At 75.5% G+C, this 21,784-nt stretch carries 20 protein-coding genes and 1 pseudogene; 6 read left to right on the forward strand and 15 right to left on the reverse strand.

From position 1 onward, the window contains the following. The first annotated feature begins 23 nt into the window (after positions 1–23). Complete coding sequence (locus tag BJP59_RS01750) at positions 24–896, forward strand: methyltransferase (RefSeq protein WP_194522057.1); 873 nt, start codon at positions 24–26, stop codon at positions 894–896. Positions 897–965: 69 nt separating this feature from the next. On the opposite strand, the gene BJP59_RS01755 is transcribed toward BJP59_RS01750, so the two are convergent. Beyond that, entirely contained in the window at positions 966–1,682 is a 717-nt protein-coding gene (locus BJP59_RS01755) for a uridine kinase family protein (RefSeq protein WP_336244591.1), read from the reverse strand. A 72-nt stretch (positions 1,683–1,754) separates the two neighbouring features. Between BJP59_RS01755 and BJP59_RS01760 the strand changes: the two genes are divergently transcribed. After that, positions 1,755–2,465 (forward strand): NUDIX hydrolase, encoded by a 711-nt coding sequence (locus tag BJP59_RS01760; RefSeq protein ID WP_194522058.1) that lies wholly within the window; start codon positions 1,755–1,757, stop codon positions 2,463–2,465. Positions 2,466–2,508: 43 nt separating this feature from the next. Here BJP59_RS01760 and BJP59_RS01765 read toward each other — a convergent pair whose 3' ends face one another. From BJP59_RS01765 to BJP59_RS01775, 3 genes are read right to left on the reverse strand one after another with little or no spacing between them, the layout of a single operon-like run. Continuing rightward, positions 2,509–3,195 carry a LutC/YkgG family protein gene (locus BJP59_RS01765; protein ID WP_194522059.1) on the reverse strand — a complete coding sequence of 229 codons (687 nt, stop codon included), beginning with the start codon at positions 3,193–3,195 and terminating at the stop codon, positions 2,509–2,511. Continuing rightward, positions 3,192–4,802, reverse strand: a complete 1,611-nt coding sequence (locus BJP59_RS01770; RefSeq protein ID WP_194522060.1) for a LutB/LldF family L-lactate oxidation iron-sulfur protein — start codon at positions 4,800–4,802, stop codon at positions 3,192–3,194. The genes BJP59_RS01765 and BJP59_RS01770 overlap by 4 nt, the downstream gene beginning before the upstream one ends. After that, positions 4,799–5,593 (reverse strand): (Fe-S)-binding protein, encoded by a 795-nt coding sequence (locus BJP59_RS01775; protein WP_194522061.1) that lies wholly within the window; start codon positions 5,591–5,593, stop codon positions 4,799–4,801. The genes BJP59_RS01770 and BJP59_RS01775 overlap by 4 nt, the downstream gene beginning before the upstream one ends. A gap of 174 nt (positions 5,594–5,767) precedes the next feature. On the opposite strand from BJP59_RS01775, the gene BJP59_RS01780 reads away from it, so the two are divergent. Beyond that, positions 5,768–6,472, forward strand: a complete 705-nt coding sequence (locus tag BJP59_RS01780; RefSeq protein WP_194522062.1) for a FadR/GntR family transcriptional regulator — start codon at positions 5,768–5,770, stop codon at positions 6,470–6,472. Positions 6,473–6,512: 40 nt separating this feature from the next. On the opposite strand, the gene BJP59_RS01785 is transcribed toward BJP59_RS01780, so the two are convergent. From BJP59_RS01785 to BJP59_RS01800, 5 genes and pseudogenes are all read right to left on the reverse strand, one after another. Further along, positions 6,513–7,526, reverse strand: coding sequence for an RNA polymerase sigma factor (locus tag BJP59_RS01785; protein ID WP_228485222.1), 1,014 nt, complete (start codon positions 7,524–7,526; stop codon positions 6,513–6,515). A gap of 146 nt (positions 7,527–7,672) precedes the next feature. Next, positions 7,673–7,843: pseudogene (locus BJP59_RS20265) on the reverse strand (RNA polymerase subunit sigma-24); the annotation flags it as partial. A 1-nt stretch (position 7,844) separates the two neighbouring features. Further along, positions 7,845–8,201: a YciI family protein gene (locus BJP59_RS01790; protein WP_194522063.1), complete on the reverse strand. Its 357-nt coding sequence runs from the start codon at positions 8,199–8,201 to the stop codon at positions 7,845–7,847. Continuing rightward, on the reverse strand, positions 8,201–8,374 hold the full coding sequence (locus BJP59_RS01795) for a hypothetical protein (RefSeq protein WP_194522064.1): 174 nt from the start codon (positions 8,372–8,374) through the stop codon (positions 8,201–8,203). The genes BJP59_RS01790 and BJP59_RS01795 overlap by 1 nt, the downstream gene beginning before the upstream one ends. Before the next feature lie 104 nt (positions 8,375–8,478). Further along, on the reverse strand, positions 8,479–8,895 hold the full coding sequence (locus BJP59_RS01800) for a TIGR03618 family F420-dependent PPOX class oxidoreductase (RefSeq protein ID WP_061266625.1): 417 nt from the start codon (positions 8,893–8,895) through the stop codon (positions 8,479–8,481). Positions 8,896–9,019: 124 nt separating this feature from the next. On the opposite strand from BJP59_RS01800, the gene BJP59_RS01805 reads away from it, so the two are divergent. Next, positions 9,020–10,045, forward strand: coding sequence for a beta-ketoacyl-ACP synthase III (locus tag BJP59_RS01805; protein WP_163185755.1), 1,026 nt, complete (start codon positions 9,020–9,022; stop codon positions 10,043–10,045). Between the two features lie 53 nt (positions 10,046–10,098). Further along, complete coding sequence (mgrA, locus tag BJP59_RS01810) at positions 10,099–11,148, forward strand: L-glyceraldehyde 3-phosphate reductase (RefSeq protein ID WP_194522065.1); 1,050 nt, start codon at positions 10,099–10,101, stop codon at positions 11,146–11,148. 65 nt (positions 11,149–11,213) lie between these two features. On the opposite strand, the gene BJP59_RS01815 is transcribed toward mgrA, so the two are convergent. Then, entirely contained in the window at positions 11,214–12,011 is a 798-nt protein-coding gene (locus tag BJP59_RS01815) for an ABC transporter ATP-binding protein (RefSeq protein ID WP_034656282.1), read from the reverse strand. 248 nt (positions 12,012–12,259) lie between these two features. On the opposite strand from BJP59_RS01815, the gene BJP59_RS01820 reads away from it, so the two are divergent. Beyond that, complete coding sequence (locus BJP59_RS01820; protein WP_228485223.1) at positions 12,260–14,545, forward strand: SpoIIE family protein phosphatase; 2,286 nt, start codon at positions 12,260–12,262, stop codon at positions 14,543–14,545. A 68-nt stretch (positions 14,546–14,613) separates the two neighbouring features. Here the strand turns inward: BJP59_RS01820 and BJP59_RS01825 are convergent, their stop codons facing one another. The 5 genes from BJP59_RS01825 to BJP59_RS01840 form a co-directional block, all read right to left on the reverse strand. Then, entirely contained in the window at positions 14,614–15,087 is a 474-nt protein-coding gene (locus tag BJP59_RS01825; RefSeq protein WP_086149091.1) for an ATP-binding protein, read from the reverse strand. Continuing rightward, positions 15,084–15,419 carry an STAS domain-containing protein gene (locus BJP59_RS01830; RefSeq protein ID WP_228485224.1) on the reverse strand — a complete coding sequence of 112 codons (336 nt, stop codon included), beginning with the start codon at positions 15,417–15,419 and terminating at the stop codon, positions 15,084–15,086. Before BJP59_RS01830 ends, BJP59_RS01825 begins: the two co-directional genes overlap by 4 nt. Before the next feature lie 226 nt (positions 15,420–15,645). Further along, complete coding sequence (locus tag BJP59_RS19625; RefSeq protein ID WP_228485225.1) at positions 15,646–16,617, reverse strand: discoidin domain-containing protein; 972 nt, start codon at positions 16,615–16,617, stop codon at positions 15,646–15,648. Next, positions 16,614–19,253, reverse strand: a complete 2,640-nt coding sequence (locus tag BJP59_RS01835) for an RICIN domain-containing protein (protein WP_228485226.1) — start codon at positions 19,251–19,253, stop codon at positions 16,614–16,616. Before BJP59_RS01835 ends, BJP59_RS19625 begins: the two co-directional genes overlap by 4 nt. Before the next feature lie 226 nt (positions 19,254–19,479). Further along, the gene (locus tag BJP59_RS01840) at positions 19,480–21,696 is read right to left on the reverse strand and encodes a beta-galactosidase (protein ID WP_194522067.1); all 2,217 of its coding nucleotides are present in this window, start codon (positions 21,694–21,696) and stop codon (positions 19,480–19,482) included. Between the last annotated feature and the right edge of the window lie 88 nt (positions 21,697–21,784).

Below are 21,784 nucleotides of genomic sequence, written 5' to 3' on the forward strand. Positions count from 1 at the left end.
CGACCCGGAGTACCGTCCGGAGCGTGGACCAGAGCCGGCTCGACGACCTCACCGCCCGCCTGCGCGCCGCCGGGTGCGTCTTCGCGGAGGACGAGGCCGCGCTCCTCGCCGAGCGGGCCGACGACGACGCGCACCTCGAGGAGCTCGTCGCGCGCCGGGTCGCGGGCGAGCCGCTCGAGCACGTCCTCGGGTACGTCGACTTCCACGGGCTGCGGGTCGCCGTCGACCCCGGGGTGTTCGTGCCGCGCCAGCGCACCACGCTGCTCGTCGACGAGGCGGTCGCGCTCGGGCGGCGGGCCGGGCGCCCGGCGCAGCTGTCCGACGGCGGCTCGGCCAGCGGCCCCGGCGGTCGTCCGGAGGGTGGCCCGGACGGCCGGACGGTCGTCGTCGACCTGTGCTGCGGCGCCGGGGCGCTGGGGCTCGCGACCGCGGTGGGCCTCGGCGGCGACGAGACCGTCGCGCTGCACGCGAGCGACGTGGACCCGGCCGCGGTCGCGTGCGCGGCGCGCAACGTCGCGGCCGTCGGCGGGACCGCGTACGAGGGCGACCTCTTCGACCCTCTGCCCGCCGGTCTGCGCGGGTGGGTCGACCTCCTCCTCGCCAACGTGCCGTACGTGCCGTCGGGCGAGATCCCGCTCCTGCCGCGCGAGGCGCGCGACCATGAGGCCCACGTCGCGCTCGACGGCGGCGGCGACGGGCTGGACGTGCTGCGCCGCGTCGCGACCGAGGCGCCCGCCTGGCTCGCCCGCGGCGGCCACCTGCTCACCGAGTCCGGCGAGCGTCAGGCAGCGGGCGCCGTCGCGGTGCTCGAGCGCGCCGGGCTGGTCGCGCGCGTCGTCCGGGACGACGACATCGGCGCGACGATCGTCGTCGGGACGCTCCCTGCCGAGACGTGAGAAATGGCCCCTGCGACGCGCGGGTCAGGGGCCACTTCTCACGTCTCGGCAGGCTTCCGCGCGTGCCGCCTACGTCGAGGCGGGCCGCAGCAGCGCGCGGATCTCCTTCTCGGCCTGCGCGGGCGTGAGCGCGCGGCAGCCGAGCGACTCCCAGTGCCGCACGAGCGCGGGCTCGGCGCGCAGCAGCGCCCAGCCGCGCCGGAACAGGGTGAGCGGCGGCTTGCGCATCTCGGCGAGGTCGCGCAGCAGGCGGAACCAGAACGTCACGAGGCGCGGTCGGTAGAGGCAGATCGCGTCGGCCAGCACGTCCTGCGCGCGGCAGGCCGCGACGATCTCCGCCGCGAAGATGCCCTCCGCCAGGACGACGCGCGAGCCCGTGACGTCGACGTGGGTCGTGCCGGTGCGGCGCGACGTCGGGATGTCGTAGACCGGCACGTCGGCCTGGCCCGTGCGCGCGAGGTCGACGAGCGCCGCGACCGCGCCCTCGGCGTCCCACGAGCGGGGGTCGTCCCAGTCCACGATGCCGAACCGCTGCGGCAGGTCGGGGTGGTCGTGGTCGAGGTAGAAGTCGTCGAGCGCGACGACCGGGAGCCCGAGCCGGCGGGTGAGCGACGTCTTGCCCGAGCCCGACGCCCCGGTGAGCAGCACGATCCGCGTCGGGACCTCGCGCGACCCGGGCGGGAGGTCGAACAGCGCCGGGTCCCCGGCGGGTCCGGTCGGCACCGGGTCGGTCCGGGTGGCGGCGTCGGTGGGGCCGCCGTCGGCGTCGTGCTGAGGGTCGCTCACGGGACACCATTGTCGCAGCGTCCGGCGCGAGCCCCGAGGCGGGGCGTCGGGTGGGGCGCGTAGCCTTCCCCGGTGACCGCTCCGGACCCCGCCGCCCTGCTCGCCCGCGACGCCCTCGACCGCCTCGACCGGTGGGAGCCCGTGGATCCCCGTCAGGAGGCGCTCGCGGCGGAGTACCGCGCGTTCGTCCGCGGCGACGCCGGCCCGCGGGCCGAGGCGGTGCGGCGCGACGGCGGTCCGCAGCACCTCACGGCGAGCTGCTTCGTGCTCAGCCCCGGTCTCGACCGCGTGCTCCTGTGCTTCCACCGCAAGGGCCGGTTCTGGGTCCAGGTGGGCGGCCACACCGAGCCGGAGGACACGACGCTCGCCGGTGCCGCCTACCGCGAGGCGCGCGAGGAGAGCGGCATCGAGGACCTCGTCCCGTTCGACCCGGACCCCGAGCCGGGCGTCCCGCTCGACGCGGACCCCGAGCCGGGTGCGGAGTCCGTGGTCGGGGCCGACGCCGCGCCGTCCGCCCCGGTCGATGTGCACCGGCACGACCTCGCCGCGGCGTTCGGCACCTGCCGGACGCACTGGGACGTCGGGTTCGTCGCGTTCGCCGACCCGGACGCGCGCACGGTCGTCAGCGACGAGAGCGAGGACGTCGCGTGGTTCCCGGTGGACGCGCTGCCGCCCGGCACGCCCGACGACTTCCCCGTCCGCCTGGCGACGGTCCTCGCGGAGGTGCGCCACCGCCGTCGGGCAGGACTCCCCACGAGCGAGAGCCCCGGTCGCGCGAGGTAGAGCCCTGGTCCCGACCAGGGCTCTATCTCGGCTAACCAGGGCTCTATCTCGGCGGACCGGGGCTCTCTCTCGGCGGGGCGAGGACGACGTGGAGGGTGCGGGGGCCGTGCACGCCCTCGACGCGGGAGAGCTCGATGTCGCTCGTCGCGCTGGGGCCGCTGATCCACGTCTGCGGGCGCCCGGGGTGCGCGGCGAGCAGGCGCACGGCCTCGGGCACGGTCTGCACCACCTGGTCCGTGCGCACGACGCACACGTGCAGGTCGGGCACGAGCGTGATCGCCCGGCGGCCCTGGTCGGGCTCGCCGTCCAGCACGATCGTGCCGGTGTCGCCCACCGCGACGCGCGCCGCGGTGACGACGGCGTCCGTGCGGTCGAGCTCGTCGGGCGTGCGCGGGTCGTCGCGCGCGTCCCGCACGACGGCGGTCCCGGCGCCCAGGCCCGCGAGCCACGCCTCGTCGAGACCGGCCGGCACGACGACGGACGTCGCGTCGGCGAGCAGGTCGCCGACGACCGTGGCCACGTCCGCTGCCGTCTCGGCACGGTGCACGTGCGCCCGGTAGTCGACGAGCCGGTCGACGAGCACGTCCACGACCTCGGGCGAGCCCGGGGCGAGCTCGCCGTGCTCGCGGTAGGCGCGCGGCACGCTGCCCGACGCCACGGGGCCGCCCGCCGCCGTCGACCCGCCGAGCGCGGTGCGCACGCGGGCGAGGACGTCGTCGCGCGCGCTCACCGGCCCTCACCTCCCTCGGTGCGCGGCTCGTCGGCCGGGCGGTCGCGCCACCAGTCGCGGAAGGTCTGCTTCGCGGGCGCCGGGAGGTCGCGCGAGCGGGTCCACGCGGATGCGGGCGGCGGGAGGGTCGAGATCCGGCCCTTCGGACCGGCGACCAGGCGCCCGACCCCCGCCGCCTTCTCCGCGAGCTCGAACCGGCGCGCGTCGGACATGACGAAGGAGGCCGCCTTCATCGCGGCGCCCCACCCGGTGGGGCGGCCGCGGTCGGCGTCGACCTCGCGCGCCCGGAGCTCGACGAGGATCGACGGGATGTCGATCTTCACGGGGCACACCTCGTAGCACGCGCCGCACAGCGTCGAGGCGTAGGGGAGCGACGCGTTGGGGTCGTGGTGGCCGGAGAGCCCGCCGGAGGACTTCGTGAGCTGCGGCGTGAGGATCGCGCCGATCGGGCCGGGGTACACCGACCCGTACGCGTGGCCGCCCACCCGCTCGTACACCGGGCACACGTTGAGGCACGCGGAGCAGCGGATGCAGTGCAGCGCGGCCCGCCCGACCTCGTCGGCGAGGACGTCGGTCCGCCCGTTGTCGAGCAGGACGAGGTGGAACTCCTGCGGGCCGTCGCCGGGCGTGACGCCCGTCCACAGGGACGTGTAGGGGTTCATGCGCTCGCCCGTGGACGACCGCGGCAGGAGCTGGAGGAACACCTCCAGGTCGGTGTACGTGGGCACGACCTTCTCGATCCCCATGACCGTGATGAGCGTCTCCGGGAGCGTGAGGCACATTCGGCCGTTGCCCTCGGACTCGACGACGGTCAGCGTCCCCGTGTCCGCGACGCCGAAGTTCGCGCCGCTGATCGCGACCTTCGCCGAGAGGAACTTGCGGCGCAGGTGGGCGCGCGCGGCCATCGCGAGCTCGCGCGGGACGTCCGACAGGTCCGGCGGGGCGTCGCCCATGCGGGCGAGGAAGATCTCGCGGATCTCCGCGCGGTTGCGGTGGATCGCGGGCACGAGGATGTGCGACGGCATGTCGTCGGCGAGCTGCACGATGAGCTCCGCGAGGTCCGTCTCGTAGGCCGCGATCCCCTCGGCGGCGAGCGCCTCGTTGAGCCCGGTCTCCTGCGTCGCCATGGACTTCACCTTGACGACCTCGTCGACCCCCTTCGCCTTGACGAGGTCCGCGACGATCCGGTTGGCCTCGTCCGCGTCGCGCGCCCAGTGCACGACGCCGCCCCGCGCCACGACGTTGCGCTCCAGCTCCTCGAGGAGCTCGGGCAGGCGCGCCATGACGTCGGTCTTGATCGCGGAGCCCGCGTCGCGCAGCGCCTCCCAGTCCGGCACCTCGCCGACGACGGCGGCGCGCTTGGCGCGGATGGTCGACGTCGCGTGCGCGAGGTTGCGCCGCAGCTGCGTGTTCTGGAGTGCCTCGCGCGCCGCGTCGGGGAACGACCCGCCCCAGCGCAGCGGGGCGTCCGGGTGCGGCACGTCGCCGAACGCGTCCGACGCCGCCCCCGCGCCCGCCGAGGTGCCGTGCCCGCCCGGGTGGGCGACGTCGTCGGGCAGGGTGCGCGCGCCGCGCCGGACGGGCAGGCCGAGGAACGTGCGGCTCACCGGGCACCCCCGCGCGTCGACGGGCCGACCCCGGCGGGGGCGGGCGTGTCCTTCGTGGACGCGAGGATCTCGGCGAGGTGCAGCGTGCGGACGCCCGCGCGGATGCGCGACAGGCCGCCGCCGATGTGCATGAGGCACGACGCGTCGCCCGCGGTGAGGACCTCGGCGCCCGTCGTCTTCACGTGCGTCATCTTGTCGGCGAGCATCGCCGTCGAGGTCTCGGCGTTCTTCAGCGCGAAGGTGCCGCCGAACCCGCAGCATTCCTCCGCCGCGGGCAGCTCGACGAGGTCGATGCCCTCGACCGCGCGCAGGAGGCGCAGCGGCTTGTCGCCGACGTGGAGCATGCGCAGCGAGTGGCACGTCGGGTGGTAGGTGACCCGGTGGGGGAAGTAGGCGCCGACGTCGGTCACGCCGAGCACGTCGACGAGCAGCTCGGACAGCTCGTACGTCTTCGCGGCGACCGCGTCGGCGGTGCGCGCGAGGTCGTCGAGACCGGCGCGCCGGCAGACCATGCCCTGCTGGTGCCGCACGGACCCGGTGCACGACCCGGACGGGACGACGATCGCGTCCCACTCGCCGTCGAGCACGGGGGAGAACGCCTCGACGTGGTTGCGCACCACGGGGACCGCCTCGTCGAGGTACCCCGTGTTGACGTGCATCTGGCCGCAGCAGGCCTGGCGCTCGGGGAAGAACACCTCGTGGCCGAGGCGCTCGAGGAGTTGGGCGGTGGCGCGCGGTGCCTGGGGGAACATCACGTCGCCGATGCAGGTCGCGGTGAGGGCTATGCGCATCGTTGCTCCGGGGGAGGGCGAGTCGGTCCAGTCTCGCCGGGCCGCGTCCGTGCCGCCTGCCGAGACCGCCGCGGTGAGGCGCCGCGGCTGTGGTCTGACCACAGTCCGTCCACTGTAGACCACGCGGTCGGCGTGGTCTGACCACAGCGTGCCGGGGTCGCCTACCCTGAGCGGGTGCGCACCCACGAACGCGTCCTCGCCCGCATCGAGGCGGACCTCGCCGCGGGCCGGTGGGCGCTCGGCGAGCGCCTCCCGGCCGAGCGCGCGCTCGCCGAGGAGCTCGGCGTCTCGCGCCCCTCCGTGCGCGAGGCGCTCCGCGTGCTCGAGGCCATGGGCATCGTGCGCACGGCCGTGGGCTCCGGGCCCGACGCCGGCGCCACCGTCGTCGACCGGCCCGCCGCCGGGCTGGGGGCGGCCGTGCGCCTGCACGTCGCGTCCGGGACGCTCGCGGTGCGCGACGTCGTCGAGACGCGGGTGCTGCTCGAGACGTGGGCGGTCCGGGCCGCGGGGGAGCGAGTGGGCGCGGGAGACGACGAGGCCGCGGCGACGCTCGCGGAGGCCGGCGCCCTGCTCGACCGCATGGACGACCCGGCGCTGCCCGCGGCCGACTTCCGCGAGCTCGACGCGACGTTCCACGTGCTGCTCGTGCGGCTCGCGGGCAACGCGCTCGTCGAGGCCGTCATGACCGGGCTGCGCGGCGCGATCGAGTCGTACGTCGCCGCGGGCAGCGCTGCGCTCCCGTCCTGGGAGCGGACCGCCGCGCGGCTGCGCGCCGAGCACCGCGCGGTGCTCGGCGCCGTCGCGGGCGGCGACGGCGAGCGCGCGGCCCGCGCGGTGCGCGCCCACATCGAGGGCTTCTACGCCGAGACGGGCCTCTGAGCGGACCGTCGCGCGCGTCCCGCGAGGGGTCTCGCGGCGGCTAGGTCGATCTGGCGCGAGGCAGGCCGGACAGGCGGCGCTCCAGGAGCCGGCGGTCGCCCTCGCGGTCGACGAGCTCGAGCGCACGGCGCAGGTCGACGGCGGCGTCCGCGGGCCGTCCGGCCCGCACGAGCAGCTCGGCGCGGACGGCGGGCAAAAGGTGGTAGCCCGCGAGCGCCGGCTCGTCCGCGACGGCGTCGACCGCGGTCAGCCCCGCGTCCGCGCCGTGCACCTCCGCGACCGCGACCGCGCGGTTGAGCGCGACGACGGGCGAGCCGGTGAGGTCGAGCAGCACGTCGTAGAGACCGAGGATCTGCGGCCAGTCGGTCGCGGCCGCGTCGGTCGCCTCGTCGTGGAGCGCCGCGACGGCGGCCTGCACCTGGTACGGCCCGGGCCGCCCGACGGCGAGCGCCGCGTCCAGCTCGGCCAGCCCCTCGGCGATCTCGTCGTGCCGCCAGCGTGCGCGGTCCTGCTCGGCCAGGGTCCGCGTGACGCCGTCGGGGCCCACGCGCTCGTCGCGGCGCGCGTGCTGGAGCAGCAGCAGGGCGAGCAGCCCGCGCGCCTCGGGCTCGTCGTCGAGCAGGCGCGCGGTGAGCCGCGCGAGCCGGACGGCGACGTCGGCGAGCGCGCGCCGCTCGGCCGAGCCCTCGACGGCGTCGGCGGGCTCCGCCCACGCGTCGTACCCCTCGGTGAACAGCACGTACAGCACCGCGAGGACGCCCTCGACGCGCTCGGCCCGCAGCGCGGCCGGCGGCACGCGGAAGGTCATGCCGGTCGCGCGGATGCGGCGCTTGGCCCGGACCAGGCGCTGCGCCATCGTCGCCTCGGGGACGAGAAAGGCGCGCGCGACCTGGGCGGTCGTCATGCCGGTCAGCGACCGGAGGGTGAGCGCGACCCGCGCCTCGGCGGGCAGCGCCGGGTGGCAGCACGTGAAGAGCAGGCGGACGAGGTCGCCGTCCGGGTCGTCGGCGTCCCAGGGGTCGTCGTCGAGGCCGCGCGCGACGTGGTCGGGCACGGGGTCCGCGGCCGGGCCCCCGCCCTGGGGCCCGGGTCGACGCGCTCGCCCAGGCGGCCCGCGGCCGCGACCCGCTCCGCCTCGACCCGACGGCGGCGCAGGACGTCGATCGCGTGGCGGCGCGCGGTCGTCGTCAGCCACGCGCCGGGACGCTCGGGCACGCCGTCGCGACCCCACGTCCGCAGCGCCGCGGCGAACGCCTCCTGCGCGGACTCCTCGGCCAGGTCGAGGTCGCCCGTGCTGCGCGCGACGGCGCCGAGGACGCGTCCCCACTCGGTGCGGAACGCGTCCTCGACGGGGTCCGTCGCGGCCGGCAGGTCAGGACCCGCCGAGGTCCAGCGGCCACGCGGGGTGCAGCTCGATCGCGCCGCCGTACGCCATGGGGTGCTCGGACGCGATGGCGATCGCGGTGTCCAGGTCGGGCGCCTCGAGGACGTCGAAGCCCGCGATCGACTCCTTCGTCTCGGAGAACGGCCCGTCCGTGACGAGCACCTTGCCGCCCCGGACCCGCACGCCCACGGCGTCCTCCGGGGGGCGCAGCCGGTCGCCGACCACCGCGGCGCCGCTGCCGTAGTGCCGCCCGACCCACTCCCCGATCGGGGCCGCGGCCTCGGCCTCCTCGGGCGGCAGCCCCGGGTCGTCCGGGGTGCCGAGCACGAGCATGAGGTAGCGCATCAGAGGTCCTCCGCCCTCGTCGCCGCGGGCCCGCGGAGCACCGTCAGCCCGGAGGACGCGACGTCGGCGGCGGACGTCCCGTCCCCGGCGCAGCGTCGACCGTCACGGTACCGCGCGCGGTCCGGCGGGTGCTCGCGGTCCGCCGCGAGGATCGTCTCCAGGAACGTCGTCATCGTGCCTCCTCCTCTCGCACGGCCCGGGCGGCCGTACGAGAGGACGACGAAGCCCGGTCGCCGAGATCGACACCTCTCTCGCGACCGTCTCTCGCGGCGCGGCGCTACGCGTCGTCGCCGGCCTTCGCCTCGCCCCAGCCGTACCAGCGCTCGACCTCGACCCAGGCGCTGACGCGCGGGTCGGTCCGGTTCGCGTACTCGTGGCCGGTGTAGTGGCGCGAGATGCGGTCGATGTCGGCCAGGCCCTCGTCGGCGCGCAGCTCGACGACGCGACCGATGAGCGTCACGTGCGTGTACCAGTTCTCGTCGAGCACGGTGAGCGAGACCCGGGGGTCGTTGCGCAGGTGCTTGAGCCGCACGCGGGACTCGTCGAGGTTGACGAGCACGCGGCCGTCGTCCTCCCAGACGTACCAGGTCGCGGCGGTGACGGGCGCGCCGTCGGAGCGCACCGTCGCCATGACGGCGGCGTTCGGGCGGCGGAGCATCTCGACGAGACGGGAGGGCAGCGGCGGACGGGACACGACGGCTCCTTCGGTGGCACGACGGCGGACCTCCCGACGGTACGTCACGGGTGTGGCGCACGACCTCCCGGAGCCCCGCCCGAAGCGTTCTGACGACGAGCGGCCGCGTGACATGATCGTCCTCATGCTCACTCCCGCCACCGGCGCGGCCGGGTCGCGCATCGTCGGCCTCGGTCACTTCCAGCCCGAGAAGACGCTGACGAACGACGACATCGCGCAGCTCGTCGAGACCAACGACGAGTGGATCCGCTCGCGGACGGGCATCGTCACGCGGCACGTCGCGGACGACGACACGACCGTCGCCGACATGGCGACCGCGGCGGCCCGCCACGCGCTCGACGACGCGGGCGTCGACCCGGCCGAGGTCGACCTCGTCGTCGTCGCCACGGCGACCGCGACGGACCGCTCGCCCAACACGGCGGGACGCGTCGCGTACCACCTGCGCACCGGCGTCATGCCCGGGCAGTCGACGCCCGAGGAGGCGTCCGAGCTCGACCTGCGGGGCGTCGTCGGGCCGGCGGTGCTCGACGTGAACGTCGCGTGCTCCGGCTTCGCCCACTCCGTCGGCCTCGCCGACCAGGCGATCCGCGGCGGCTCGGCGCGCACGGCCGTCGTGATCGGCGCGGAGAAGCTCACCGCGTTCACCGACTGGACCGACCGCAGCACGTGCATCCTCACCGCCGACGGCGCGGGCGCGGCGGTGCTGCGCGCGACGGACGAGCCCGGCGTCGGCCCGGTGACCTGGGGCTCCGAGCCCGACCTCACCCCGGCCGTGCTCATCGAGGCGCCGCAGGAGAAGTTCGCCCAGGACGGCCGCGCCGTGTTCAAGTGGGCCATCACGCGCGCCGCCGAGCGCGCGCGCACGGTCGTGGAGCGCTCCGGGGTCTCGCTCGACGACATCGAGGTGCTCGTCGCGCACCAGGCCAACCTGCGCATCATCGAGCCGCTCGCGAAGGCGCTCGGGATGGAGTCGAAGGTCGTCGTCACGGACATCGTCGAGTCCGGCAACACGTCCGCGGCGTCCATCCCGCTCGGGCTGTCCAAGTGGTGGCACGCGGGCAAGATCCCCGCGGGCGTCCCCGCGCTGCTCTTCGGCTTCGGCGGCGGGTTCGCCTGGGCGGGCCAGGTCGTGGAGACCCCGACCCGCTGACGACCCGCTGACGCGTGGTGCGTCGCGTCGGTGGTGCGCGCCACAATGGGCCCATGCCTCTCGCCCCGCGCTACCTCGCCGCCGACGACCGCTACGACACCATGACCTACCGGCGGACGGGGCGCAGCGGCCTCGACCTGCCCGCGATCTCGCTCGGTCTGTGGCACAACTTCGGCGACGTGAACCCGTTCGAGACGCAGCGCGCGGTGCTGCGCCGCGCGTTCGACCTCGGGATCACGCACTTCGACCTGGCGAACAACTACGGCCCGCCGTACGGCTCGGCGGAGGAGAACTTCGGCCGGCACCTCGCGCAGGACCTCGGCGCGTACCGCGACGAGCTCGTCATCTCGTCGAAGGCGGGCTACGACATGTGGCCCGGCCCCTACGGCGACGGCGGCTCGCGCAAGTACCTGCTCTCCTCGCTCGACCAGTCGCTACGCCGGATGGGCCTCGACTACGTCGACGTCTTCTACCACCACCGTCCGGACCCGAGCACGCCGCTCGAGGAGTCCATGCGCGCGCTGCACGACGCCGTCCAGCAGGGCAAGGCGCTGTACGTGGGCGTCTCCAACTACTCGCCGGCGCGCACGCGCGAGGCCGCGGCGATCCTCGCCGACCTCGGCACCCCGCTGCTCATCCACCAGCCGAGCTACTCGATGCTCAACCGCCACGTCGAGGACCCGGCGCACGAGGACGCGTACGACGGCGTGCAGACCGAGTCGCTGCTCGACGTCGTGGGCGACCTCGGCGTCGGCACCATCGTGTTCTCGCCGCTCCAGCAGGGCCTGCTCACGGACCGGTACCTCTCCGGGTCGGCGCCCGAGGGGTCGCGCGCGGCCCGCCCGGACTCGCCGTTCCTGTCGGAGAAGAACCTCGACGAGACGTACCTGGAGCGCGCCCGGGCGCTCAACGAGATCGCGGGTTCCCGCAGCCAGACCCTCGCGCAGCTCGCCCTCTCCTGGGTGCTGCGCGACGACCGCGTCACCTCCGCCCTCGTCGGGGCGAGCAGCGTCCGCCAGCTCGAGAACAACGTCGCGGCCCTCTCGGCGCCCCCGCTCACCCCGGAGGAGTCGGCCACCATCGAGTCCGTCCTCGCGAGGTAGAAGCACCGGTCGCGAGGTAGAGCCCGCGGCGTTCTACCTCGCGTCGGGAGGTTCTACCTCGCGGGTCAGCGGAAGCGCTGGACGGCGAGCGGGGCGGCCTCCGCGAGGCCGCGGACTGCCGGGTGGTCGGCGCCCGGGGCGGTGCCCGCGAACACGTCGCGCAGCGACCCCGACGCGACGAACGTCCCGTCGGCGAGCACGTGCACGGTGGGGCACATCCGCTCGACGAGCTCGAGGTCGTGCGAGACCAGCAGCACGGCGGTGCCGAGCGCGGTCGTCGCGTCGGCGAGGCGGCGCACGACGTCGCCGCGCATCGCGGGGTCGACGGCGGTGAGCGGCTCGTCGAGGAGGAGCGCCCGGGGGCGCGTCGCGAGCGCGACGGCGAGCGCGACCCGCTGCTTCTCGCCGCCCGAGAGCGACTGCACGGTGCGCGGCGCGTAGCGCGGCTCGAGCGCGACGTCGCCGAGCAGGTCCTCGACGGAGCGTCCGCTCGGGCGGCCGGCGCGCCGCGCGTCCTTGAGCGCCGCGGACAGCGTGCGGTCGACCGTCCAGCGGGGGTCGATGCCGATGCCGGCGAGGCCGTCCTGGGAGACGCGGCGCACGTCGGCCGTGAACTGCTTCTTGTCCCGGCGGGAGAGCTTGCCGACCGTCCGCTCGGCGTAGGTGACGTGCCCCGCCGTGGGGCGCACGAGGCCGACGAGCGCGCGCACGATCGTCGACTTCCCGGCGCCCGACTCCCCGACGATCCCGACCGGCGCGGTGCCGGGCGTCACGTCGAGGTCGATGCCGTGCACGACGTCGGGGCCTCCGTAACCGGCCGCGAGGCCGCTGGCGCGCAGGAGGGGGGTCGTCGTCGTGCTCATGGGTCACCTTCTGGTCGTCGGGGTCCGGGCGGGCGGTCCGGGCTCCCGCTCGTCCGACGAACGACGCTACCGCGGAGTTCCGTGGCGTCGCTCACGGGGCTCGCCCGCCGACCTCCACGGACGCGGCGCACGAACGGTCGGTGGGGCGCGGTAGCCTGAGGCACGCGTCTCCGGATCCTCGAGCCAAGGTGGTCCGCCGACCGTAGTACGGCAACCGTCCGCGGGACGTGATGCCCGGACGGAGGATCGTGACCAGGACGGTCGACGAGCCGGAGCTCCTCGCGCCCGGCGAGGCGGTGGACCTCGACAACTGTGCCCGCGAGCCCATCCACGTCCCCGGCATGATCCAGCCGCGCGGGGTCCTGCTGGTGGTCCGCGAGGCGGACGGCGTGCTGCTCCAGGCGTCGGCGAACGTGGAACGGCACCTCGGCGTCCCCGCGGAGGAGCTCGCGGGCCGGCCGCTCGCCGACGTGCTCGGCGAGGAACCTGCGCGTGACCTGCTCGCGCACGCGGCGGACGGCGCGGACCTCGCGACGCGCAACCCCGTGACCCTGCACCTCGACCGCTGGGACGGCAGGCCGCTCGACGTCGACGCCGTGCTCCACCGGCCGCCGCTGCCGGAGGAGGGCCCGGGCTCCGAGCCGGTGCTCGTCGTCGAGCTCGAGACCGCGGCGGGCGCGCGCCCGCTGACGTTCCCCAACACCTACCTCGCCGTCCGGCAGGCGCTGCGCGACCTCGAGCGCGCCGCGACGCTCGACGAGCTGTACGACGACGCGGCCCGGCACGTGCGCGAGCTCACGGGCTTCGACCGCGTGATGATCTACCGCTTCGACGCGGACTACAACGGGGAGGTCGTGGCCGAGGCGCGCCGGGACGACCTCAACGCGTTCCTCGGGCTGCACTACCCGGCGTCCGACATCCCGCCGCAGGCGCGCGCGCTGTACGAGAAGAACTGGATCCGGCTCATCGCGGACGTGGACTACGCGCCCCAGCCGATCGTCCCGACGCTGCTCCCCACGACGGGCGCGCCGCTCGACCTCACCTACTCGACGCTGCGCAGCGTCTCGCCGATCCACCTCGAGTACCTGCGCAACATGGGCGTGCGGGCGTCGATGTCGATCTCGCTCCTGCGCGACGGCCGGCTGTGGGGTCTCGTCGCGTGCCACCACTACTCCGGCCCGCACGAGCCGCCCTTCGAGGTCCGCACCGCGGCGGAGTTCCTCGGGTCCGCGCTCTCCGTCCGGCTCGTCTCCCAGGCGGAGGACGAGCGCGAGATCGAGGTGCGGCGAGCGGAGGGCGTCCTCGCCCACCTCGCCGCGGACAGCCGCGACGAGAGCGTCCCCATCGGCATCGCCCTGACGCGCTCGGGGTGGCTGCGCCGCCTCGTGCGGGCCGACGGCGCGGTCGTCGTCGCGGAGGGCGGCCTCATCGCGGTCGGCAACGTGCCCGACGAGGACGGGTGCCGCGCGCTCGTCGCGTGGGTCCTCGGGCACGGCGAGGACCTGGTCATGTCCGACGCCCTGCACCGGGACGCGCCCGACGTCGCGGCGCTCGTGCCCGACGTCGCGGGCGTCCTCGGGATCGTGCTGCCCGAGGGGCAGGTCGTGCTGTGGGTGCGCGACGAGGTCCTGCGGCACGTGGACTGGGGCGGCGACCCGTACAACAAGGAGATCGCGCGCGGCGAGGACGACTCGGTGCGGCTCAGCCCGCGCAAGTCGTTCGAGCGGTGGCGCGAGGTCGTGCGCGGGCACAGCGTGCCCTGGACGTCGGACCAGACGGACGTCGCGACGTCGCTGCGCGGCCACCTCGTCGAGGCCCTCTACCTGCGCGGCCGCAAGGCGGTGCGGGCGACGGAGGAGCTCCAGCGGAGCCTCCTGCCCGCGCTCCTGCCCGACGTCCCGGGGTGGACGCTGCAGTCGCGCTACGAGTCGGCCGGCACGGGTCTCGTGGGCGGCGACTGGTACGACGCGCTCGTGCTGCCGTCCGGGCGCCTCGCGCTCGTCGTGGGCGACGTGACGGGCCACGGGCTCCAGGCCGCGGCGACGATGGGCCAGCTCGGGACGACGCTGCGGGCCGCGCTCGTGAGCACGGGCTCCGCGGTCGAGGCGGTGACGCTGCTGGGAGAGGTCGCGCGCTGGACGCTCCCCGGCGAGGTCGCGACGATCGCCGTCGCGGTGCTGGACCCGGTGACCGGCGTCGTCGAGCACGTGTCCCTGGGGCACCCGCCGCTGCTCGTCGTCGCGCCCGACGGGACCACGAGCTGGACGGAGAGCGCGATCGTGCCGCCGCTCGGCCTCGTGGACCGCGTGCCGCCCGCGCAGCACGTCCAGGTGCCGCCCGGCGGCGCGCTCGTGCTGTACAGCGACGGGCTCGTGGAGCGGCGCGAGGAGTCGATCCTCGACGGCCTGCGGCGGCTCGCGGCGTTCTTCGCGGCGGAGCCGGGGACGGTCGACGTCGATGGCGTCGTGGCCGCCGCGCGCGACCCGCGCTCCGCGGACGACGCGACCCTGCTCCTGGTGCGGCGGGACGCCTGAGGCGCGCGCCGGGGCGCGTGCGTGCGGGGGGTCGAGCGTCGCGGCGGGGGAGCGGGTGCGGCGGAGGGTCAGCCGACGGGGAGGAGCGCGCTGCGCACGCCCGCACCGCCGCGGAAGACGGGGACGTCGAAGCGCGCCCAGACGTGCTTCTCGCCGGTGCCGGCGCGGAACCAGCCGACGGCCGTCGAGGCGCGCTGCGCGAGCACGAGGCCGAACCCGCCCGCGCCCGGCGAGCGCCGGCCCGCGATGACGGGGACGTCCGGCGAGTGGTCCACGACGTCGATGACGAGCTCGCGCCCGTCGCTGAGCAGGCGCACCTGCGTCGGGGGGAGGCCGTGGCGCAGCGCGTTCGTCGCGAGCTCGCTCGCGACGAGGACGACGCGCTCGGGCGTGGCCTCGAGCGCGCGGTCCGCGGGCAGCGGGGCGCCGGTGAGCATGCGGTGCAGGCCCTCCCGCAGGGTGGCGAGGTCCGCCAGCGTGCGCAGCGGCCAGGCACCGATCTCGACGAAGCCGGGCGGTACCGCCGCGTGGGCGAAGGTCACGCCTCGTCCTCGGCAGGTCCGGCGTCGTCGGTGAGCTCGAACAGCTCGGCGACACCGCTGAGCTCGAGCAGGTCGCGGACGCGGCGCGGGACGCGCTCCAGCACGGGTGCCCCCGAGCCGGCCGTGGCGGCGTGGTAGAGCAGGCGCAGGCCGCCCGAGTCCATGAAGGTGACCGCGCCGAGGTCGATGTGGATGCGCCCGTCGGCCGACTGCGCGAGCCGCAGCAGCTCGTCCTCGCGCCGGGCCTGGACCGCGGCGTCGATCTCGCCGCGCATGGTCCAGCGCGTGCCGCCGGCCGTCGTCAGGACGTCTCCGCTCGTGGTGGGGGTCACGGTGGTGGGCTCCTCCTCGGTCCCGGCACTGTACCGGGCACCCGGGATACGGTACGCGGCTCCGCCGACGCACGCGAGGCAGTGTCGCGGCGTGGCCGCGATCATCGGGTGACGTGCCTCTCCCGCGCCGCGGAGGGCGGCGCGGGGGAGGCACGACGAGGGCCGCCCGGCGGGCCGGGACGGCGTCGCGGAGGACGCCGGCCCGGCCGCCGGGCGGCCGGACGGCTCAGCAGGAGCGCGCGTCGAACGCGACCTCGAGCGGTGCGAACCCGTCGACCGTCACGACGGCCGTCCCGCCCGGGACGGACGCCGCGCGCGACGCGAACGACTGGTAGGCGCTCGCGCCCGGCGCCACCGCGGCGACCGTGCGGGTGCCGTACGGCGTCGCGAGGGCCACGTCGAGCGGCGCGTCGCCGTCGTTCGTGGCGCGGACCGCGACGTACACCTTGCCGGCCAGGCACCGCGTCTCGGCGGTGACCGTCACCGGCGCCGCGCCGGCGTCGGCCGTCCAGCGCAGGGCGTACGTCCGCTCCGTGCCGTCCTCGGCCGTGACGCGCACCGTCGTCGTGCCGGGGACGGCGTCGGCGGCCTCGACCGCGACCGTCGCCCAAGGGTCGTGCGCGACCGCCTCGACGGCGGGCACCCCGCCCGCGACGGGCACGTCGTACGCCGTGACGGCCGGGTCGAACCCGGCGAGGGGCTCGCCGGCCACGGTGATGCCCGACGCCGCGGCGTCGGTCCCCCTGCCGGGCACCTTGGCGAGCACCTCGATCTCGGAGACCACCAGGTGGGTGTTCGCCCGGGCCGTGAGGACGACGCGCACGGACGACGTCCGCACGTTCGCGGGGATCTCGACCGCGGGCGCGGGGCCGTCGGGCGAGGCGTCCACCGTGACGGGCGCGCCGACGTCGGTCCACGTGCCGCCCACGAGGGCCTGGAGCCGGACGGACTGCGCCCAGCTCGCGCTGGACCCGTCCTTCCAGAACCGCGTCACGACGCCCGTGACGTCCCGGTCGGCGGGGAGCGTGACGGTGAGCGTGTCGGACGTCCGCTTGGTGCCCGACACCCAGTTCGACCACGCCTTGTCGGTGAGGTTGCCGTTCACGACGCCGCCGACGGCGTAGCCCGGCTCGGTGAACGTCGCGCTCGCGGTCGTGCCCGCGGCGAGCGCGCCGTTGGCGGACGCCGCCTCGGTCACCTGGACGCGGACGGTGGCCGGGAGCGTGGCGCCCGCCCCGGCGTCGGCCGTGCCCGTGAGCTCGACGACGCCGACGGCGTCGTACGCGCCCGCGGGGCGTCGTCCCAGACCACCGGGCGCTGCACCTCCGCGCCGCCCGCGGCGACCGCCGTGACGGTCGCGGGCAGGGTCGGGGTGCCGCCCGCGTACGCCTTGGCGCGCGCGGGGAGCGTGGACGTGAGCTCGTCGACGACGACGGTCGCCGTCGCGGCGACCTCGCCGCCGGTCGGCGTGGCCACGGTGCCCGTCACCTCGACGGTGCCGGGCTCGGCCCACGCGTCGTCGTCCGGCACGTCCCACGTCACGGGGAGCGCGCCGCGCGCCCCGTCACGGTAGACCGGGGTGACGGTCGCGGGGAGCTCGGGCGCGGTGCCCGGCGTCGTGAACGCCTGGACGGGCTCGGTGCCGAGGACCGTCTCGTCGACCACGCGCCATCGCTGGTTCACGCCGGAGTTCGCGAGGTACGTGCCCACGCGCGAGCCGTCCGCCGTCGCCTGGCCGCCGACCTCGAGGAGGGTCTTCGAGGACGCGTTGACGAGCGTGAAGGTGCCGTCGCCGGTCGTCGAGAGGATCCACTGCGCGGCGAGCGGGGTGTCCGCGACGTCGGCGGGCGCGTCCTGGAGGACGGCGGACGTGTCGGCCGCGACGGCGAGCTGTCGGCCCGTGGCCGCGTTCGTCACGGCGTAGCGCGTGCGGTGCGTGCCGGAGCCCTCGGGGGCGCCGAGCGCCGTGAGCTCCCACGCCTGCTCCGCGACCGGTGCGTCGGTGCGGATCACGACGCCCGTGCGCGACGCCGACGGCGCGAGCGAGCGGTCCGCCTGCACGCCGTCGAGACGGTAGGCGTGACCGTCCTGGACGAGCGCGGCGTCGTCCGCGACGCCGGAGACGCCGTCGACGACGAACGTCGTCACGGACTCGGCCGGCACGACGAGCGTCGCGCTCGGGCCGGCGCCGTCCTCGGTGCCGGGCGTGACGGCCACCGGCTCGCCCTCGACGAGGTAGCCGGCCGTGCTCGTGACCACGGGGGTGACGGTCGCATCGGACCCGACCGCACCGAACTTCGACAGGTCGAGCGTCACGGCGCGCTCGGCCTTCGTGGCGTTGACGTGCACGACGGTCGCGGAGGTGCCGTCGGCCGACACCGCGGCCGTGCTGCTCGCGTCGTCCGAGCGGATCAGCGAGTCGCCCGGCTCGATGTAGTGCGTGAAGTTCTGGGTCGCCCAGTACTTCGTGTTCGTGTAGATCGGGCACGTCTCGAGCGTGTCCTCGGCGGTGCAGTCGAACGGGATCTGGATCTCGCCCCAGTTCATGCCGTTCGCGCTCTCGCCGCCGGGCGCCATGTTGGCGTAGTCCTCGACCGGCTGCCAGAACACCCACGCGCTCGGCTCGAGCTCGCGCAGGTCGTCGACGATGTGCTGCGCGCTGCCGAGGCCCGACTCCATGGTCTCGAAGTCCTGGCCCGTCGAGCTCCAGTTCCCGCCGACCTCGCTCATCCACAGCGGCTTGTCCTCGCCCTTGGCGATGTCGCGGACCGTCGTGCGCTGGCCCGTGCCGTAGGTGTGGACGTTGAGCTGCGACACCTGGTCGCGGACCGCCTGCGGGTACGCGTTCCAGTTGGTCGCGAACGTGCCGGGGTTCGTCTCGTCCATCGCCGAGATCACGGCGTCGGTCGAGGAGCCCTCGAGCGCCGCGGCGAGCGCCGGGACGACCTTCGCCTGGAGCGCGGGGCCCATGTGGGCACCCTCCTGGCGGCCCCCGGTGGGGTTGCCGTCGGCGCCGAGCTGCGTGCCCCAGTAGTTGGTGTTGGGCTCGTTGAACGGGTCGATCGTGTCGACCTCGATGCCGTGCGCGTCCTCGAGGCGCTCGGTCACGCCGACCAGGTAGGCCGCGAAGTCGTCGATGCTGTCCGTCTTGAGCTGGTCCGCGGTCGAGCTGAACCCGCCCGAGACGTACCCGCTCACGGTCATGAACCACGGCGGGGAGTTGCTGAACGTCTCCCAGTGCGTGACGTCGTCCTTGATGCGGTCGACCCACCAGCGCTGCGTCGCGTCGGCGTCCTCGTCCCAGTGGTCCGGGTTCTCGGGGTCCCACCAGTCCACGTCGGTGCGCGTCGTGCCCTCGGGCGCCTTCCACCAGCCGTCGACGGCGCCGCCGGCGCGCAGGTAGTCCGGCACGTCGGGAGCGTTCCCGCCGCCGACGTTGTAGCGCGCGATGTTGAGGTTGAGGCCCTCGTCGCCGAACACCATGTCCGCGAGCCGGTCGCGGATCTCGTCCGGGTAGCCGCCCGTGGCGTTGGCGAACCACACGAGGCTCGTGCCCCAGCCCTCGAACGGCGCGCCCGCGTACGACGGGTCGGGCGTCACGGTGACGCCCGCGACGTCGGCGGGGGCCGTCGTCGTGCCGGTCGCGGCGGTCGCGCCCAGGGGCGAGGCCTGCGCGGGCAGGGCCGCGAGCGCGCAGCCCGCGACGAGCGCCCCGGCGCCGAGGCCCGCGACGACGCGGGCCCCCGTCCGGCGGGCGGCCGGGCCGCCCGGGCCCGTGCGGCGAGGACCGGGTGGTCCACCCCGCGTGGTCGTGTCGGTCTCGGTCGGGCTCATCCCTGAGCCACCTCCTTCGCGTCGCTGCGAACCGGCGGGGTGCACCGGGTGCGGGTCGTTCCCGCGGGGGTCTGTCGTGCCGAGGTAGAGCCCTGGTCCGCCGAGGTGGAGCCCTGGTCTGCCGAGGTAGAGGCGTGGTCTCGACGACGGCGACCACGGCCTCCAGCTCGGCGGTACCAGGCCTCTACCTCGCGGTACTGGGGCTCTACCTCGTGGAACCGGGGCTCTACCTCGCGGTGGCGGGGTTCTTCCTCGGCGGGGTCGGCGCGGCCGGGCGGCGGACGACCGCGACGCCGCGCGGCTCGAGCAGCAGCGCGCCTCCCGCCGTGCCCTCCACCGGGGCCTCCGCCGTGCCTTCCGCCATGCCGTCCGTCGTGACGGCCCTCGTGCCCGACGCCGTGAGGCGCCGCCCGGCGAGGACGTCGCCCGCGACGTCGGGCACCTCGACCGGGCGCGCCGTGCGGTTGACGAGGAACCAGAAGTCGTCCGTGCCGTCGGTGCGCACCGCGAGCTCGACGTCGCCGCGCACGGCGGCGGGCAGCTCGCTGCGCACGCCCGCGTCGTCGAGCAGGCGGGCGAGCACGGGGACGAGGCCCTGGCGGCCGAACCGCGTGGAGACGTAGGCGGCGGAGCCCTCGCGGGCGCCCGTGCCGTCGCCGGTGCGGACCGTCCGGCGCGTCACGGCGGCGCGGCCGGCCTGCTCGCCGGTCTTGTACCAGCCCAGCACCTCGACGTCCGGGTCGACGACGTCCACCGGCTCGGTCCACACCGTGCCCTCGAGCTGCTCGCCCGCGAGCTCGACCGTCGCGCTCTCGCCGTCCAGCAGCGGGGCGAACTCCTCGACCCGGATGCCGAGCAGGTCGCGCAGCGCGCCCGGGTAGCCGCCGAGCCACGCGTGGTCGTCCTGGTCGACGACGCCCGAGAAGTAGGTCGTGACGAGGTGGCCGCCCGCCTCGACGAACGCCGTGAGGCGGTCGCGCAGGCCGGCCGGGACGACGTGCAGCACCGGCGCCACGACGACGTCGTACGTCGCGAGGTCCGTCGCGGACGGCACGACGTCCGCGCGGACGCCGAGCGCGAGGAACGCCGAGTACCAGTCGAGCGCCTCCTGGCGGTAGCGCAGCCGGTCGGTGGGGTGGGAGTCGAGCTCGCTCGTCCACCACGAGTCCCAGTCGAAGACGATCGCGGCGCGCGCGGGCTTCTGCGTGCTGCCCGCGACGGGTGCGAGGTCGCGCAGCGTCGCGCCGAGCGCGACGACGTCGCGGAACAGGCGCGAGCGCTCGCCCGCGTGCGGGACCATGCCCGAGTGGTACTTCTCCGCGCCGGCCGCGGACTGGCGCCACTGGAAGTAGCAGACCGCGTCGGCGCCGTGGGCGACGTGGGTGAGCGAGTCGCGCGCGAGCTCGCCCGGCTTCTTCGCGACGTTGACGGGCTGCCAGTTCACCGCGCTCGTCGAGTGCTCCATGAGGAACCACGGGCGGTGCCGGGCGATGCCTCCCGTGAGGTTCGCGGAGAACGACAGCTCGTCGAGCGCCTGCGGGCCGGGCAGCACGTAGTGGTCGTTGGAGACGAAGTCGAGCTCGTCCGCCCACGCGGCGTAGTCCATGCCCTTCGTCTCGCCCATGACCATGAAGTTCGTCGTCACGGGCACGTCCGGCGTGACGCGGCGCAGGATCTCCGCCTCGGCGCGCAGGTACTGGCGGAGCGCGTCGGACGAGAAGCGCTTGAAGTCGAGCTGCTGGGTCGGGTTCGGGTGCGACGCGGCGAGTCGCGGCGGGAGGACCTGCTCCCACGCGCTGTAGCGCTGCGACCAGAACGCGGTGCCCCACGCGGCGTTGAGCGCGTCGAGCGTCGTGTAGCGGTCGCGCAGCCACGCGCGGAAGGCCGCGGCCGCGTCGTCGGAGAAGTCGTAGACGTTGTGGCAGCCGAGCTCGTTCGACACGTGCCACGCGACGAGCGCCGGGTGGTCGCCGTACCGCTCGGCCATGCGCTCGACGAGGCGCAGCGCGTGCTCCCGGAAGACCGGCGACGTCGGGCGCCACTGCTGCCGCGCGCCCGGCCACAGGGTCTCGCCCGTGCGCGTCTGCGGCAGGACCTCCGGGTGCTTCGTCGTCAGCCACGGCGGTGGCGAGGCCGTCGCCGTCGCCAGGTCGACCGTGATGCCGTGCTCGTGGAGCAGGTCCATCGCGTCGTCCAGCCACGCGAAGTCCCACGTGTCCTCGGTCGGCTGGATGCGGGCCCACGAGAAGATCGCGAGCGAGACCACCGTCACGCCCGCCTCGCGCATGAGGCGCACGTCCTCGTCCCAGACCTCGCGCGGCCACTGGTCCGGGTTGTAGTCCGCGCCGTAGGACAGGCCCGACGGCGTGTACGCGCCGGGCTCGCCCGGCGGCGTGTGCGGCCCGGGACGGCGCAGCCAGCGGAACGGGGTGGGGGAAGACATGCAGGCTCCTCAGGTGCTCGCAGAGCGGTCGACGGCGGGGTGGGCCGTCGGCGGGGGTGCCGCGTGGTCGCGCCGGGAGGCGCGACCA

Origin of the sequence: Cellulosimicrobium sp. JZ28 (assembly GCF_015327065.1) — a bacterium.
GTDB classification, from domain to species: Bacteria; Actinomycetota; Actinomycetes; order Actinomycetales; family Cellulomonadaceae; genus Cellulosimicrobium; species Cellulosimicrobium funkei.

Bases quoted from the DNA above. Each gene is read 5' to 3' on its own strand.
- BJP59_RS01775 (WP_194522061.1), bottom strand. From the start codon at position 5,593: ATGCGCATAGCCCTCACCGCGACCTGCATCGGCGACGTGATGTTCCCC.
- BJP59_RS01840 (WP_194522067.1), bottom strand. From the start codon at position 21,696: ATGTCTTCCCCCACCCCGTTCCGCTGGCTGCGCCGTCCCGGGCCGCAC.
- BJP59_RS01795 (WP_194522064.1), bottom strand. From the start codon at position 8,374: ATGACGACGTTCCTGGAGACGATCCTCGCGGCGGACCGCGAGCACCCG.
- BJP59_RS01805 (WP_163185755.1), top strand. From the start codon at position 9,020: ATGCTCACTCCCGCCACCGGCGCGGCCGGGTCGCGCATCGTCGGCCTC.
- BJP59_RS01835 (WP_228485226.1), bottom strand. From the start codon at position 19,253: ATGAGCCCGACCGAGACCGACACGACCACGCGGGGTGGACCACCCGGT.
- mgrA (WP_194522065.1), top strand. From the start codon at position 10,099: ATGCCTCTCGCCCCGCGCTACCTCGCCGCCGACGACCGCTACGACACC.
- BJP59_RS01790 (WP_194522063.1), bottom strand. From the start codon at position 8,201: ATGCGCTACCTCATGCTCGTGCTCGGCACCCCGGACGACCCGGGGCTG.
- BJP59_RS01815 (WP_034656282.1), bottom strand. From the start codon at position 12,011: ATGAGCACGACGACGACCCCCCTCCTGCGCGCCAGCGGCCTCGCGGCC.